The following is a 13,975-nucleotide window of genomic DNA, read 5'->3' on the forward strand; positions in this document are numbered from 1 at the left end:
CCGCCGAACGCCCCCGTACCGCAGCACAGCGACGATTCTGTAGACGTAGGAAGAGAGCAACACGACAGCCATGGCTGAGGCTCAGAACATTCCGGCGGGCTCCACCACCGCCGGCGCGATCGCGGTGGCCGCAGAGTCCACCGTCGCCACCCGGATGAGTGCGCCCCCGTCCTTCGACGTGGCCGACTTCCCGGTTCCGCACGGCCGCGAGGAGGAGTGGCGCTTCACGCCGCTCGCCCGCCTCAAGGGCCTGCACGACGGCACCGCTGTCGCGGACGGCACCATGAAGGCCCAGATCGACGCGCCCGAGGGCGTCACGGTCGAGTCCGTGGAGCGCGGCGACGAGCGGATCGGCAAGGCCGGCACCCCCGTCGACCGCGTCGCCGCACAGGCCTTCTCGTCCTTCGCCAAGGCCACGGTCATCACCGTGCCCAAGGAGACCGTGCTCGGCGAGCCGATCCGGGTCGCCCTGCACGGCGAGGGCGGCACGACCTTCGGCCACACCGTCTTCGACGTGAAGCCCTTCGCCGAGGCGATCATCGTGATCGACCACACCGGCGACGGCGTGCGCGCCGCCAACGTGGACATCCTCGTCGGCGACGGCGCCAAGGTGACCTTCGTGTCCGTCCAGGACTGGGACGACACCGCCGTCCACACCTCGCAGCACAACGCCCTCGTCGGCCGCGACGCGAGCTTCAAGTCCGTGGTCGTCACCTTCGGCGGCGACCTGGTCCGCCTCCACCCGCGCGTCACCTACGCGGGCCCCGGCGGCGAGGCCGAGATGCTCGGCGTGTACTTCACGGACGCCGGCCAGCACCAGGAGCACCGCCTCCTCGTCACGCACGACGCCCCGCACTGCAAGTCGAACGTGGTCTACAAGGGCGCCCTCCAGGGCCAGGACGCCCACGCCGTCTGGATCGGTGACGTGCTCATCGAGAAGAGCGCCGAGGGCACCGACACGTACGAGATGAACCGCAACCTCGTCCTCACCGACGGCGCGCGGGTCGACTCCGTGCCGAACCTGGAGATCGAGACCGGCGAGATCGTCGGCGCCGGCCACGCCTCCGCCACCGGCCGCTTCGACGACGAGCAGCTCTTCTACCTGCAGGCCCGCGGCATCCCGGCCGACGAAGCCCGTCGCCTGGTCGTCCGCGGCTTCTTCGCCGAGCTCGTCCAGCAGATCGGTGTCGACGACATCGAGGAGCGCCTGATCTCCAAGATCGAGGCCGAGCTCCAGGGTTCCGTCTGATGAACTACGTCAAGGCCTGCGCGCTGAGCGAGCTGGAGGAGAACACCCCCAAGCGGGTGGAACTCGACGGCACGCCGGTGTCCATCATCTCCACCGACGGGGAGGTGTTCGCCATCAACGACATCTGCTCGCACGCGAACGTCTCGCTCTCGGAGGGCGAGGTCGAGGACTGCATGATCGAGTGCTGGCTGCACGGGTCGGCCTTCGACCTGCGCACCGGCAAGCCCTCCGGTCTGCCCGCGACGCGCCCCGTTCCCGTATACCCCGTAAAGATCGAAGGGGACGACGTGCTCGTCTCCCTCACCCAGGAGTCCTGAGGTATCCATGGCAACGCTTGAAATCCACGACCTGCACGTCTCCGTCGAGGCCGAGAACGGCGCCCGCGAGATCCTCAAGGGCGTCGACCTCACCGTCAAGCAGGGTGAGACGCACGCCATCATGGGTCCGAACGGCTCCGGCAAGTCCACCCTGGCGTACTCCCTGGCCGGTCACCCGAAGTACACCATCACCAGTGGCACCGTGACCCTCGACGGCGAGGACGTCCTGGAGATGTCCGTCGACGAGCGCGCCCGCGCCGGCGTCTTCCTCGCCATGCAGTACCCGGTCGAGGTCCCCGGCGTCTCGGTCTCCAACTTCCTGCGCACCTCCGCCACCGCCATCCGCGGCGAGGCCCCCAAGCTGCGCACCTGGGTGAAGGAGGTCAAGTCCGCCATGGAGCAGCTCCAGATGGACCCGGCCTTCGCCGAGCGCAACGTCAACGAGGGCTTCTCCGGCGGTGAGAAGAAGCGCCACGAGATCCTCCAGCTGGAGCTCCTCAAGCCGAAGATCGCGATCCTCGACGAGACCGACTCCGGTCTCGACGTCGACGCCCTGCGCCAGGTCTCCGAGGGCGTCAACCGCGTCCGCGCGACCGGCGAGGTCGGCACGCTGCTGATCACGCACTACACGCGGATCCTCCGCTACATCAAGCCCGACTTCGTCCACGTCTTCTCCGAGGGCCGCATCGCCGAGTCCGGTGGCGCCGAGCTCGCCGACAAGCTGGAGGCCGAAGGCTACGAGTCGTACAGCACGAAGGGTGGCGCGACCGCGTGACACAGTTGCCTGGCCTCCTCGACATCGAGGCGATCCGAAAGGACTTCCCCCTTCTGGATCGTGTGGTCCACGACGGGAAGAAGATCGTTTACCTGGACAACGCGGCGACCTCGCAGAAGCCGCGCCAGGTGCTCGACGCGCTGAACGAGTACTACGAGCAGCACAACGCCAACGTCCACCGTGGCGTGCACGTGCTCGCCGAGGAGGCCACGGCGCTGTACGAGGGCGCTCGCGACAAGGTCGCCGCCTTCATCAACGCGCCGAGCCGCGACGAGGTGATCTTCACCAAGAACGCCTCGGAGTCGCTCAACCTGGTCGCGAACATGCTCGGCTGGGCGGACGAGCCCTACCGGGTCGACCGCGACACCGAGATCGCCATCACGGAGATGGAGCACCACTCCAACATCGTGCCGTGGCAGCTGCTCTCGCAGCGCACCGGCGCGAAGCTGAAGTGGTTCGGCCTCACCGACGACGGCCGGCTCGACCTGTCCAACATCGAAGAGGTCATCACGGAGAAGACGAAGATCGTCTCCTTCACGCTGGTCTCCAACATCATGGGCACGGTCAACCCGGTCGAGGCGATCGTCCGGCGCGCCCAGGACGTCGGCGCGCTGGTGCTGATCGACGCCTCCCAGGCCGCTCCGCACATGCCGCTGGACGTGCAGGCGCTCGGCGCCGACTTCGTGGCCTTCACCGGCCACAAGATGTGCGGCCCGACCGGCATCGGCGTCCTGTGGGGCCGCCAGGAGCTGCTGGAGGACCTGCCTCCGTTCCTCGGCGGCGGCGAGATGATCGAGACCGTGTCGATGCACGCCTCGACCTACGCCCCGGCGCCGCACAAGTTCGAGGCCGGTACGCCCCCGATCGCCCAGGCCGTCGGTCTCGGTGCGGCCGTGGACTACCTGTCCGCCATCGGCATGGACAAGATCGCCGCGCACGAGCACGCGATCACCGAGTACGCGATCAAGCGCCTCGCCGAGGTGCCCGACCTGCGGATCATCGGCCCCACCACGGCCGAGGACCGCGGAGCCGCGATCTCCTTCGTACTCGGCGACATCCACCCGCACGACGTCGGCCAGGTCCTGGACGAGCAGGGCATCGCGGTCCGCGTGGGACACCACTGCGCGCGCCCCGTCTGCCTGCGCTACGGAATTCCGGCGACGACGCGAGCGTCTTTCTACCTGTACTCCTCTCCGGCCGATGTCGACGCGCTGATCGACGGGCTGGAGCACGTACGGAACTTCTTCGGCTGACGGACGAGGCGACGAGGACGCAGTGAAGCTGGATTCGATGTACCAGGAACTGATCCTGGACCACTACAAGCACCCGCACGGGCGTGGCCTGCGCGACGGCGACGCCGAGGTGCACCACGTCAACCCGACCTGCGGTGACGAGATCACGCTGCGCGTGAAGTACGACGGTGAGACGCTGACAGATGTCAGCTACGAGGGCCAGGGCTGCTCCATCAGCCAGGCCAGCGCCTCCGTACTGAACGAGCTGCTCGTGGGCAAGGAACTGGCCGAGGCGCAGAAGATCCAGGCCGTGTTCCTGGAGATGATGCAGTCCAAGGGCAAGATCGAGCCCGACGAGGCCATGGAGGAGGTGCTGGAGGACGCGGTCGCGTTCGTCGGCGTCTCGAAGTACCCGGCCCGTGTGAAGTGTGCTCTGCTGAGCTGGATGGCGTGGAAGGACGCGACGGCCCAGGCTCTGGGCGACGCGGAGAGGAAGACGGCATGACCGAGAATGCGACGCCCGAGGCGTCGACCAAGCCGGCCACCGAGGAGGAGGTCCGCGAGGCCCTCTACGACGTGGTCGACCCCGAGCTGGGCATCGACGTCGTCAACCTGGGCCTGATCTACGGCATCCACATCGACGACGCGAACATCGCCACCCTCGACATGACCCTGACCTCGGCGGCCTGCCCCCTGACGGACGTCATCGAGGACCAGGCGAAGTCGGCGACGGACGGCATCGTCAACGAACTCCGGATCAACTGGGTCTGGATGCCGCCGTGGGGCCCGGACAAGATCACGGACGACGGTCGTGAGCAGCTCCGCGCGCTCGGCTTCAACGTCTGATCGCCCCCGCTCGCACAGCAGGGCCCCCGGCACACGCGTGCCGGGGGCCCTCCTGTTTGCCCGCCGGCGGCCTTTCCGGATCCTTTCCCTGATCGACTCCCGGATCCGGACGGCTGTTCTCCGGGTGGACGGACGGCGTGCACCCCGTGTTGTCCACCGTCACCGAACCTGCTCGACGGCCGTCACGACGTGGCGCCGCATACGAGAGGACCCTCCGTGACCGTTCGTTTCGCCGCCGGGACCGCCGGCCTCGCCGCGCTGCTGATCGCCGGGCCGACCGCGCCCGCACAGGCCGTGACGTACGGGACGCCGACGATCGCACTGTCCGCGTCCTACCTCTCCGGGGCCGTCGGGGCGACCGGGGACCCGGTCGTGAACGTGACCGTCGGCCAGAGCGGGGCCGACGCCTCCGCGCTGACGGTCAGCGCCTCGGCGTCGAGCAAGGCCTCGGTCGCCGGGACCGGGGACGTCACCGTCACCGGCGCCGGTGCGGTGCGGCAGCTGGCCGTGACCGCGCGCGGCCGCGGCTACACCAACCTCACCGTCAAGGTCGCCGGACTGGGCGGCAAGAGCGCCACCAAGACGCTCTACTACGCCGCTTCGGCCGCCGTGCAGAACCCGGCGGACGCCCGCTACCTCACAGGCTCCGCGGACGCCTCGGCAGCCGTGGACGTGGGCGGCGGCTACGCGGTGGTCGCCGACGACGAGTCCAACGTGCTGCGCCTGTACGACCGTTCCCGTTCGGGCGCGCCGGTGAAGACCTGGGACTTCAGCTCCCAGCTCGGGGTCAGCAAGGAGGTGGACATCGAGGGGGCGACCCGGATCGGCAACACCATCTACTGGACCGGCTCGCTGGGCAACAACAAGGACGGCGAGTACAAGGCGCCCCGGAACACGGTGTTCACCACCACCGTGAGCGGCTCCGGCTCGGGCACGCAGCTGGCGTACGGGCGCTCGTACAAGAAGCTCCGCGACGACCTGGTCGCCTGGGACCAGGCCAACGGGAACAGGTACGGCTTCGCCGCGGGCACCGCGGACGGGGAGGCGCCCAAGCAGATCGACGGCTTCAACGTGGAGGGGCTGGAGTTCGCGCCGGGCTCGACGACCACCGCCTACCTGGGCTTCCGCGCCCCGCTGGCGCCGGCCGTGCCGGGCGGCAAGGCGCTGCTGGTGCCGGTCACCAACTTCGACCAGGTCCTGGCGAGCGGCGCCAAGGCGGTCTTCGGCGCGGGGGTCGAGCTGGACCTCGGCGGGCTGGCCGTGCGGGACATCCGCAAGAACGCGGCCGGGCAGTACCTGATCCTGGCCGGCTCCTGGGCCGCCGACGACAACTCCGACCCGTACGCGCTCTACCAGTGGGACGGCGTCGCGGGCCACGCCCCCGTCAAGCGGGCCGACCTGCCGACCACCGACCCCGGCGGCTGGGAGGCGATCGCCGAGGTCCCCGACCTGACGGCGGCGGGCGCCCGGGTGCAGCTGGTCACCGACAGCGGGTCCGCGGACCTGTACGGGGACGGCACCGAGGCCAAGGACCTCACGCACCCGGAGTGGAAGAAGGCGCGGGCGGCCTGGTTCACGCTGAACCCGTGATCAGCGGCTCCGCCGTAAGGGGCCCGGCGAGCTGCTCGCGGCGCAGCCGCCGGTCGGCGTAGAGCAGTCCGACGGCCAGTTGGGGGAAGGTCAGCAGCAGGGCGGGCGCGAGCAGGAGCCCGAAGGCGCCGAAGGACTGCTGGAGGGCGTACGAGGCGCCCAGCGCGAGCGCGCCCGCCGGAGCCGTCACGGCGAGGGTCCGCCACCAGGCGCCGCGCACCAGGCGGGCCGACCGGCGCAGGGCCGCCACGGGGCCGAGCCCCTCGTACCCGGCGGCCGTGGGCGCCAGGGCGAACAGCACGGACAGCCAGAGGGCGACCGGGGCCAGGGGGAGCAGCGCCGCCGGCGGCAGACCGGCGGCGAAACCGGCGGCGCCCGGTCCGGCGGCGGCGAGCAGGGCCAGCAGCCGGGCGCCGAGCACCGCCGGCGTCCGGGGCAGGGCGGCCCGCAGCAGCTCGCGCGCGGCGACGGGGCGGCCGAGCACGGCCGGCCGGAGCAGGGCCGCGGCCAGGGCGCCGGCCAGCGCCCAGCTGAAGAGCAGGAACAGGGCGGCGGCCGGGACGAGGACGTAGACGAAGGCCCGGCTGCCGGCGGTGCGGGTGAGGGAGGCGAGGGTGGCCGCCCCCGCGACCGCGGTGATCAGCAGCAGCCCGCCGAGCTGTCCGAGGAGCAGGGCGCCGAGCAGCCGGCCGCCGTAGCGGCGCAGCGCGGTCAGGGCGCCGCCGAGGATCTCCCGGGCGGCCAGCGGACGCAGGGGTACCACCCCTGGCCGGGGCGCGCGCGGGGGAAGCCAGCCGCCGCCCTGGTGGCTCCGATGCTGCGCCATGCGCGGCCCGCCCCTTCGTCGCCCGAGGAGGCGACAGGGTAGCGCCGCGGGCCGCAGGAGTCCCGGGTCGTGCGGCCCCCTCTTGTGCGTACAGGTGTACGCATCGATGTGTACCCTTGTACACATGCCCTACGTCCTGCTCGCCGCAGCCATTGCCGCCGAGGTCGCCGGCACCACCGCCATGAAGTACAGCGACGGCTTCACGAAGCTGTGGCCCTCGCTCGGCACCCTGCTGGGATACGCCATCGCCTTCACCCTGCTCGCGCAGACGCTGAAGTCCATGTCGGTCGGCACGGCCTACGCGATATGGGCCGGCGTCGGCACCGCCGCCATCGCCGCGATCGGCATGGTGTTCATGGGGGAGGCGGCCACCGCCGCGAAGATCGCCGGGATCGCCCTCGTGATCGGCGGTGTGGTCCTGCTGAACCTGGGCGGGGCGCACTGATGCCGCAGGGCGTGCGGCGCTACGACCCGGACCGGCGGCAGCGGATCATCGACGCCGCGATCCGCGTGGTGGGCGCCAAGGGCATCGCCGGGCTGAGCCACCGCAGCGCGGCTGCGGAGGCCGACGTACCGCTGGGCTCGACGACGTACCACTTCAAGACCCTGGACGACCTGCTGGTGGCGGCACTGCGCCAGGCCAACGAGGGCTTCGCCCGGGCGGTGGCGGACGCGCCGGTGCTCGCCGACCCGGACGCCGACCTCGCCGGGGCGCTGGCCCGCCTCCTGGGCGAGTTCCTGGCGGCGGACCGGGGCCGGGTGGAGCTGGAGTACGAGCTCTACCTCGCGGCCCTGCGCCGCCCGGCCCTGCGGCCGGTGGCCGCCGAGTGGTGCGAGGCCGCGTGCCGGGCGCTGACCCCGCGCACCGACCCGGTGACGGCGCGGGCGCTGGTCGCCGCGATGGACGGCATCAGCCTGCAGGTCCTGCTGACGGACGCCGAGTACGACGAGCCGTACGCCCGCGAAGTGCTGGCCCGCGTCCTGCGCCCGGCCTGATCGGCAAGACGCCCCTAGGTCGTGTCGCCCGCGGAGCGGACTGCCGTCAGGGCCGTCCGGACGCTCGCCTCGATGTCGCGGATCGGATAGATCACCTCGCGCACGGTGCGGTCGCGGTCCACGACCAGGGTCAGCCGCTTGATCCGGCTCACCCCCGCCGCGCGGAACGTCGGCAGGCGCAGCGCGGCCGTCAGGGCCAGGTCGGCGTCCGAGAGGAGGGGGAAGCGCAGCCGTTCCTGCTCCGCGAACTCCCGCTGCTCGTCGGGGCGCTGGGTCGAGACACCCTGCACGGTGGCCCCGGCCGCGGTGAACTCCGCGAGCTGGTCGCGGTACGTGCACGACTCGAACGTACAGCCCTTGGCGCCCGGGATCCCGGCCCAGCCGGGCGGGTAGGACTCGGCCCGGGCGTACGCGCCCGGGAAGAAGTACAGGACCGTGAACGGCGTGTCCGCCACCGGGTCGCCGAGCCCGCCGAAACGGTCCGGCAGCAGGAGCGGCGGCACCCGCGTGCCGTGCAGTGCGTGCACCCGTTCCGCCTCGCGCGATGCCTCGTCGGTCGTCGCCGTCATCTCTCCCTCTCCCAGGACCCAGGTGTCTCCCCAGTCCTGGAGGGCCACCAGGACCGGCAGCAGCCCCCGCCCGCGCGGGGTCAGCCGGTACTCGTGCCGCACCGGACGTTCCTGGTACGGCTCGCGCGACAGCACCCCGGCCTCCACGAGCAGCTTCAGCCGCTCCGCGAGCACCTTGCGGGACACCCCCAGCTCGCGCTGGAGCTCGTCGAAGCGGTGCAGGCCGCGCGCGGTGTCGCGCACGATCAGCAGCGTCCACCAGTCGCCCACCACGTCGAGGGCCTGGGCGATGGCGCAGTCCGCGTCGCCGAGGTGTGTGCGCTGGGCCATGGGAACTCCTTCGTCCGTTGACCCAAGGCTGTCATGCTGACATAGTCAGTTCCCAAAAGGAACTCACTAGGTCGAAGCGGGGGACACGGGTGTGCTGCAGGGGTTCAAGGACATACCGAGGGTCGTGTGGCTGCTGGCTGCGGGGGTGTTCGTCAACGCCGTCGTCAGCTTCACGTTCGTCTTCGTCTTCCTCTACCTGACCGGCCCGCGCGGCCTCGGCGCCGCCCAGGCCGGCCTCGTCACCGGGATCGGCGGCATCGGCCTGGTCGCGGGCAACTTCAGCGGTGGCTGGTACGGGGACCGCTTCGGCCACCGCCGGGTGCTGCTCGCCGCCGCCACCCTCGCCGGAGTGACCCTCGCGGCCCTCCCGCTGCTGCCCACGCCGCTCCTCTTCGCGGCCATGCCGCTGGCCCAGTACGCCTCCGGCGTGATCCGGGCCGCCAACTCCGCGCTGGTCGCGGTCACCGTCCCGGAGGGCAGCCGCCGCCAGGCCTTCGCCCTCGTGCGCTGCGTCTCCAACGGCGGGTTCACCCTCGGGCCGCCGCTGGGCGCCCTGGTCGCGACCGGGCTCTCCTACGACTGGCTCTTCGTCGCCGACGGCGTCGGCACCCTCGTCTTCGCCCTCTGGACCGCCCGCGTCGTCCCGGCGCGCGGCGCGTCCCGCAAGGCCTCCGCGGCCCCGGACGGGGGTCGGGGCCGCGGACTCGCCGCCGAACTGCGCTCCCGGCCGGCCCTGTTGGTGCTGCTCGGCGCGATCCTGGTGACCGACGTCGTCTACCGCCAGCAGTACTACACCTTCCCCGTCTTCCTCACCGACCACGGCATGGACCCGCGCGCCTTCGGGCTCGTCATCGCCCTCAACGGCGGCGTGATCCTGCTGCTGGAGCTGCCCGCCGCCGTCGCGCTGCGCGAGCGGCCGGCGCTGCCGGTGATCGCCGCGGGGCTGGTGCTGGTCGGGGCCGGGTACGGGGCGCTGCTGTTCGGGGCGGGGATCGCGAGCGCCGTGGTGATGATGGTCCTGCTGAGCCTCGGGGAGATCCTCTACAAGACCACCGCCACCGCCTACGTCGCCGACGAGGCGCCCGAGCACGCCGTCGGCCGGTTCCAGAGCCTGTACGCGGGCATCTCGGTCAGCGGGGTAGTCATCGGGCCGCCGCTGGGCGGTGCGCTGTACTCGGCCGCGCCCGGCCTGCTGTGGCCGCTGTGCGCCGGGCTCGCGGTGGCGGCGGGCGGGGCGGTGCTGTGGGCCTCGGCGCGGCAGCGGCGACACGCGCTCCGACCGGCACATGAGACCGGTTCGCAACCTCAGGCCGTCGCCGGTTAGGTTTCGGGCATGACTGCTACGCGTACCACCGGCGCCGTCGCCGCCGGACTTGCCACCCTCACCGCCGACGGCACCGTCCTCGACACCTGGTTCCCCGCCCCCGAGCTGGTCGCCGAGCCCGGCCCGGCCGGCACCGAGCGCCTCACCGCCGAGCAGGCCGTGGAGCTCCTCGGCGCCGCCGCGGCCAAGGCGATCCGCAACGACGCGGTCCGCGGCGTCGAGGTCGTAGCCGTCCGCACGGTCATCGCCTCCCTGGAGGACAAGCCGCTGGACGCGCACGACGCGTACCTGCGCCTGCACCTGCTCAGCCACCGCCTGGTCAAGCCGCACGGCCAGAACCTCGACGGTGTCTTCGGCCTGCTGGCCAACGTCGCCTGGACCTCGCTGGGCCCGGTCGCCGTCGACCAGGTCGAGACCGTCCGCCTCAACGCCCGCGCCGAGGGCCTGCACCTCCAGGTCACCTCGATCGACAAGTTCCCGCGGATGACGGACTACGTCGCCCCCAAGGGCGTGCGCATCGCCGACGCGGACCGCGTCCGCCTGGGTGCGCACCTCGCCGAGGGCACCACCGTCATGCACGAGGGCTTCGTCAACTTCAACGCCGGCACCCTCGGCACCTCCATGGTCGAGGGCCGCATCTCCGCGGGCGTCGTCGTCGGCGACGGCTCCGACATCGGCGGCGGCGCCTCCACGATGGGCACCCTCTCCGGCGGCGGCAAGCAGATCATCTCGATCGGCGAGCGCACCCTGGTCGGCGCCGAGGCGGGCGTGGGCATCGCCCTCGGCAACGAGTGCGTCGTCGAGGCCGGCCTCTACGTCACCGCCGGCACCCGCGTCACCCTGCCGGACGGCCAGGTCGTCAAGGCCCTGGAGCTCTCCGGCGCCGACAACATCCTCTTCCGCCGCAACTCGGTCACGGGCACCGTCGAGGCCCGCCCGTACAAGGCCAACTGGGGCGGCCTGAACGAGGTCCTGCACAGCCACAACTGACGGTCGTACACGTCACCGAGCGCCCTCCCGGACCCGCAGCGGTCCGGGAGGGCGCTCGGTCGTCGGGCAGCGGGCGGCGGCCCGGGGCGCTCGTGCCGGGGGCCCGCCGGCCGGGGGCCCGCCGGCCGGGGGTCTGCCGGCCTGGGGCCTGGTGGTCGGCCGTCAGCCGAGGCGGACGACGGCGTCCGGCTGCAGTCGCAGTTCCTGGACCTGGTAGCAGTCCGAGTGGACGGTGGCGATGACCGCGCCGCACGCGCAGACCAGGTTGGGGCCCCGTTCGCCGTCCATGCCGCAGCAGTACCCGCGGCGCAGCGCGGCGTCCGGGTGCGCCTCCAGGACGGTGCCGCCGCCGGGGTTGAGCGCGACGGTGCCGCTCGGGCCGGACTCGACCAGCAGGCCGGAGGGGCCGTCCAGTACGTACGGGGGACCGGAGGGCTCGGGGTCGACCGCGAAGGTCCCGGGCGCCATCCGCACGATCGGTCCGTCGGTGTGGCCGTTCACGTCCGTGGGTGACATCCGCGGCCGGTACCACTCGTCGTCCACGCCCGGGTCCGGCAAGGACCGCTCGGTGGGACGCTCAGTGGAGGGGGATCGTGCGGATCAGGCCGGCGAAGGCCTGCTCCTCCGCCTCGGTCAGCTGCACCGACTCCATCGGGTGCCCGGCGGAGCCGCGCTGCGCCGGGATCATCGGCAGCACCTCGGCGGCGACGGGCTCCGGCTGCCGGAAACGGCTGCCCCACAGCATGTGGCCCAGGCCGGCCACCCAGACGAGCGCTGCCACCAGCAGGACGGCGAGGCCGATTTCCTGGGCGGGGGAGATCGAGGGGAACACCAGGATCCTCCAGGGGGTGCGGGCGGTGCGAGCCCGGCCGGGACAAGATCGGGCGTGCAGACACTCAACACCACAACCGGTCGATTCGGTGGAGATGTGGCGAGCGTCACGCCAGGGCCGAAAGTCCTCATCTCGCCCGCGGGCCCGCCCTGCGGCCGGCCGCGATCGCGGCGAAGGCCAGGAGGCCAGGGGGCCGGGCCGGGACGGCGGCCTGGCCCCCTGCTGCTCCTGACCCCGGTGTTACGGGCGGAAGCGCAGCACCTGCGGGTCGTGGTCGCTGTTCTGGGCGGAGAACTCCGCGTTGATGTGCACGCTGTCGTACGTGAACTTCTTGATCGCCGGGCTGGTCAGGATCTGGTCCAGCACCTGCGCGTTGCCCTGGTAGACGTACGAGTACCGCTCGGCCTTCGGCAGCGACTTGATCGCCGGGTACAGCGCCCCGCCGTCCGCCAGCGCGTCCGTGGTCGCCGAGAACTCGAAGTCGTTGATGTCACCGAGGACGAGGACGTTGGCGTTCTTGTCCTCCGCCAGGATCTGCTTCACGAAGCCGTTCACGGCCTGCGCCTGGAGCAGCCGCTTGGCCTCCGAGGAGCGCAGCGGCGGCTGGTGGTGCGAGGTCAGGCCCTCGTCGCCGCCCTTGGAACCGAAGTGGTTGGCGATCACGAAGACCGTCTTGCCGCGGAAGACGAACTCGCCGGCGAGCGGCTTGCGGCTGTCGGCCCACGCCGGGTTCGCGGGGTCCACGCGGCCGGGGGAGTGGGTCAGGTGGGCCTTGCCGTTCTCCTTGACGACGCCGGTCGCCGTCACCGCGTCGCCCGGGGCGCGCTCGGTGAAGGAGACCCGCGCCGGGTTGAAGAGGAACACCTGGCGGATGTTGCCGCCGGGCTCGCCGCCGTCCTTCTTGTCCTCCGGGTTGACGGTCCGCCACTGGTAGGCCGGGCCGCCCGCCGCCGTGATGGCCGCGGTGAACTTCGTCAGCGTCTGCTCCGCCGAAACGGTGCCGTCGTTCTTGGCGCCGTTGTCGTCCTGGATCTCCTCCAGCGCGAGGACGTCGGGGGAGGCCAGGTTCTCGACGACCGCCTTCGCCAGCGCGTCGAACTTCTCCTGCGGGTCGGTCGGGTCGAGGTTCTCGACGTTGTACGTGGCCACCGCGAGCTCCTGCTCGGCCTGCGGCTTGGTCTTCTCGGGGGCGAGGGTGCCCGCCTTGACGGTGCCGAGGGTGCGCGCCACCAGCGTGTAGCCGCCGAACTGGTTGAAGTCCAGCGGGCCTTCCGTGGTGCCGGTCAGCTTGTCGCCGACGTTGGCCACCGGGAAGGGCTGCTGCGCGACGGGCGCGAGCTGCTGGACCTGCAGGCGGCCGGTGTTCTGGGACTCGTAGGAGCCGTAGACGGTGCCGCCGCGCTTGGCGGTGTTCTCCCAGCCCTTGACCGTGACCCACAGCTCCGAGTACGGGTCGGTGGCACCGACCACGCGCGAGGTGCCGATGCGGACGTTCATGCCCTCGAGGGACTCGTAGAAGTCCAGGGCGTAGCGGGAGGGGTCCAGGGCCAGGCCGTTGATGCTGCCGCCGGCGGCCGGGGCGCCGGCCGGGGTGTACTCGGCGGGCACCGTGTACTCGTTGATCGCGGAGGCCTCGGGAAGCGCGTTGCCGGAGGAGACCACGGTCACCGTCGGCTTGGAGATCTGGGTCACCGACTGGTTGCCGGAGTTCACACCACCGGGGATGTACTCGCCGACCGTGCCGGAGACCTTGACCGCGTCGCCGACGGCGACGGTCGGCACCGAGTTGGTGAAGACGAAGACGCCCTCGCTCGTGGCGGCGTTGTCGTCGGCGTCGGGGTCCTGGATCCAGAAACCGCGCGAACCGTACGTCCGCACGCCCGTCACGATGCCCTCGACGTCGGAGACCTGCTTGCCGTTGAGCGGGGATATCCGGGTGGTGCCCTGGATGTCGTGGATGCGTACCGGATCGGCGGACGCCGCGCCCTCGGCCGCGTCGGCGGAGCCCGCGAGGAGGCCGGTGGCCAGCGCGGTGGCGACGAGGGCCGCGACGGCGGCGGAGCGGGGATGCGAGGAGCGCATGGTCAGGAAACTCCGGT

Annotated in this window: 16 protein-coding genes; 11 read left to right on the forward strand and 5 right to left on the reverse strand. The window is 71.7% G+C overall.

The window, feature by feature from the left end; translation table 11 throughout:
- Positions 1-70 precede the first annotated feature (70 nt).
- The 7 genes from sufD (at position 71) to IG86_RS0121885 (ending at position 6,009) form a co-directional block, all read left to right on the forward strand.
- On the forward strand, positions 71-1,249 hold the full coding sequence (gene sufD, locus IG86_RS0121855) for a Fe-S cluster assembly protein SufD (RefSeq protein ID WP_030831340.1): 1,179 nt from the start codon (positions 71-73) through the stop codon (positions 1,247-1,249).
- Complete coding sequence (locus tag IG86_RS0121860) at positions 1,249-1,566, forward strand: bifunctional 3-phenylpropionate/cinnamic acid dioxygenase ferredoxin subunit (protein ID WP_030831344.1); 318 nt, start codon at positions 1,249-1,251, stop codon at positions 1,564-1,566. The genes sufD and IG86_RS0121860 overlap by 1 nt, the downstream gene beginning before the upstream one ends.
- A 7-nt stretch (positions 1,567-1,573) precedes the next feature.
- Entirely contained in the window at positions 1,574-2,341 is a 768-nt protein-coding gene (gene sufC, locus IG86_RS0121865; protein ID WP_030009136.1) for a Fe-S cluster assembly ATPase SufC, read from the forward strand.
- Complete coding sequence (locus IG86_RS0121870) at positions 2,338-3,594, forward strand: cysteine desulfurase (protein ID WP_030831347.1); 1,257 nt, start codon at positions 2,338-2,340, stop codon at positions 3,592-3,594. Before sufC ends, IG86_RS0121870 begins: the two co-directional genes overlap by 4 nt.
- 22 nt (positions 3,595-3,616) lie before the next feature.
- On the forward strand, positions 3,617-4,078 hold the full coding sequence (gene sufU, locus IG86_RS0121875) for a Fe-S cluster assembly sulfur transfer protein SufU (RefSeq protein WP_030027090.1): 462 nt from the start codon (positions 3,617-3,619) through the stop codon (positions 4,076-4,078).
- Positions 4,075-4,419: a metal-sulfur cluster assembly factor gene (locus IG86_RS0121880; protein WP_030027092.1), complete on the forward strand. Its 345-nt coding sequence runs from the start codon at positions 4,075-4,077 to the stop codon at positions 4,417-4,419. The genes sufU and IG86_RS0121880 overlap by 4 nt, the downstream gene beginning before the upstream one ends.
- 258 nt (positions 4,420-4,677) lie before the next feature.
- Positions 4,678-6,009 carry a hypothetical protein gene (locus tag IG86_RS0121885; RefSeq protein ID WP_107051978.1) on the forward strand — a complete coding sequence of 444 codons (1,332 nt, stop codon included), beginning with the start codon at positions 4,678-4,680 and terminating at the stop codon, positions 6,007-6,009.
- On the opposite strand, the gene IG86_RS0121890 is transcribed toward IG86_RS0121885, so the two are convergent.
- Entirely contained in the window at positions 5,993-6,835 is an 843-nt protein-coding gene (locus IG86_RS0121890) for a hypothetical protein (RefSeq protein WP_030831352.1), read from the reverse strand. The genes IG86_RS0121885 and IG86_RS0121890 overlap by 17 nt on opposite strands.
- Positions 6,836-6,959: 124 nt before the next feature.
- Between IG86_RS0121890 and IG86_RS0121895 the strand changes: the two genes are divergently transcribed.
- Positions 6,960-7,280, forward strand: coding sequence for a DMT family transporter (locus IG86_RS0121895; RefSeq protein ID WP_030831355.1), 321 nt, complete (start codon positions 6,960-6,962; stop codon positions 7,278-7,280).
- Positions 7,280-7,831, forward strand: coding sequence for a TetR/AcrR family transcriptional regulator (locus IG86_RS0121900; protein ID WP_030831358.1), 552 nt, complete (start codon positions 7,280-7,282; stop codon positions 7,829-7,831). Before IG86_RS0121895 ends, IG86_RS0121900 begins: the two co-directional genes overlap by 1 nt.
- 14 nt (positions 7,832-7,845) lie before the next feature.
- Here the strand turns inward: IG86_RS0121900 and IG86_RS0121905 are convergent, their stop codons facing one another.
- Entirely contained in the window at positions 7,846-8,730 is an 885-nt protein-coding gene (locus tag IG86_RS0121905) for a winged helix-turn-helix transcriptional regulator (RefSeq protein ID WP_030831361.1), read from the reverse strand.
- 94 nt (positions 8,731-8,824) lie between these two features.
- Between IG86_RS0121905 and IG86_RS0121910 the strand changes: the two genes are divergently transcribed.
- On the forward strand, positions 8,825-10,054 hold the full coding sequence (locus IG86_RS0121910; protein WP_030831364.1) for an MFS transporter: 1,230 nt from the start codon (positions 8,825-8,827) through the stop codon (positions 10,052-10,054).
- Positions 10,055-10,063: 9 nt separating this feature from the next.
- A complete protein-coding gene (gene dapD, locus IG86_RS0121915) occupies positions 10,064-11,044 on the forward strand; it encodes a 2,3,4,5-tetrahydropyridine-2,6-dicarboxylate N-succinyltransferase (RefSeq protein ID WP_030831367.1) in 981 nt (326 codons plus the stop codon).
- A gap of 162 nt (positions 11,045-11,206) precedes the next feature.
- Here the strand turns inward: dapD and IG86_RS40065 are convergent, their stop codons facing one another.
- From IG86_RS40065 to IG86_RS0121930, 3 genes are all read right to left on the reverse strand, one after another.
- Positions 11,207-11,587, reverse strand: coding sequence for a hypothetical protein (locus IG86_RS40065; protein WP_157854860.1), 381 nt, complete (start codon positions 11,585-11,587; stop codon positions 11,207-11,209).
- A gap of 34 nt (positions 11,588-11,621) precedes the next feature.
- The gene (locus IG86_RS0121925) at positions 11,622-11,876 is read right to left on the reverse strand and encodes a hypothetical protein (RefSeq protein WP_030831373.1); all 255 of its coding nucleotides are present in this window, start codon (positions 11,874-11,876) and stop codon (positions 11,622-11,624) included.
- 240 nt (positions 11,877-12,116) lie between these two features.
- Positions 12,117-13,958 carry an endonuclease/exonuclease/phosphatase family protein gene (locus IG86_RS0121930; RefSeq protein ID WP_030898888.1) on the reverse strand — a complete coding sequence of 614 codons (1,842 nt, stop codon included), beginning with the start codon at positions 13,956-13,958 and terminating at the stop codon, positions 12,117-12,119.
- Positions 13,959-13,975: the final 17 nt, after the last annotated feature.

The sequence above is a fragment of the Streptomyces virginiae genome, assembly GCF_000720455.1.
GTDB lineage: Bacteria > Actinomycetota > Actinomycetes > Streptomycetales > Streptomycetaceae > Streptomyces > Streptomyces virginiae.

Bases quoted from the DNA above. Each gene is read 5' to 3' on its own strand.
- IG86_RS0121895 (WP_030831355.1), top strand. From the start codon at position 6,960: ATGCCCTACGTCCTGCTCGCCGCAGCCATTGCCGCCGAGGTCGCCGGC.
- dapD (WP_030831367.1), top strand. From the start codon at position 10,064: ATGACTGCTACGCGTACCACCGGCGCCGTCGCCGCCGGACTTGCCACC.
- IG86_RS0121860 (WP_030831344.1), top strand. From the start codon at position 1,249: ATGAACTACGTCAAGGCCTGCGCGCTGAGCGAGCTGGAGGAGAACACC.
- IG86_RS0121900 (WP_030831358.1), top strand. From the start codon at position 7,280: ATGCCGCAGGGCGTGCGGCGCTACGACCCGGACCGGCGGCAGCGGATC.
- IG86_RS0121905 (WP_030831361.1), bottom strand. From the start codon at position 8,730: ATGGCCCAGCGCACACACCTCGGCGACGCGGACTGCGCCATCGCCCAG.
- IG86_RS0121930 (WP_030898888.1), bottom strand. From the start codon at position 13,958: ATGCGCTCCTCGCATCCCCGCTCCGCCGCCGTCGCGGCCCTCGTCGCC.
- IG86_RS0121880 (WP_030027092.1), top strand. From the start codon at position 4,075: ATGACCGAGAATGCGACGCCCGAGGCGTCGACCAAGCCGGCCACCGAG.
- IG86_RS0121890 (WP_030831352.1), bottom strand. From the start codon at position 6,835: ATGGCGCAGCATCGGAGCCACCAGGGCGGCGGCTGGCTTCCCCCGCGC.
- sufC (WP_030009136.1), top strand. From the start codon at position 1,574: ATGGCAACGCTTGAAATCCACGACCTGCACGTCTCCGTCGAGGCCGAG.
- sufD (WP_030831340.1), top strand. From the start codon at position 71: ATGGCTGAGGCTCAGAACATTCCGGCGGGCTCCACCACCGCCGGCGCG.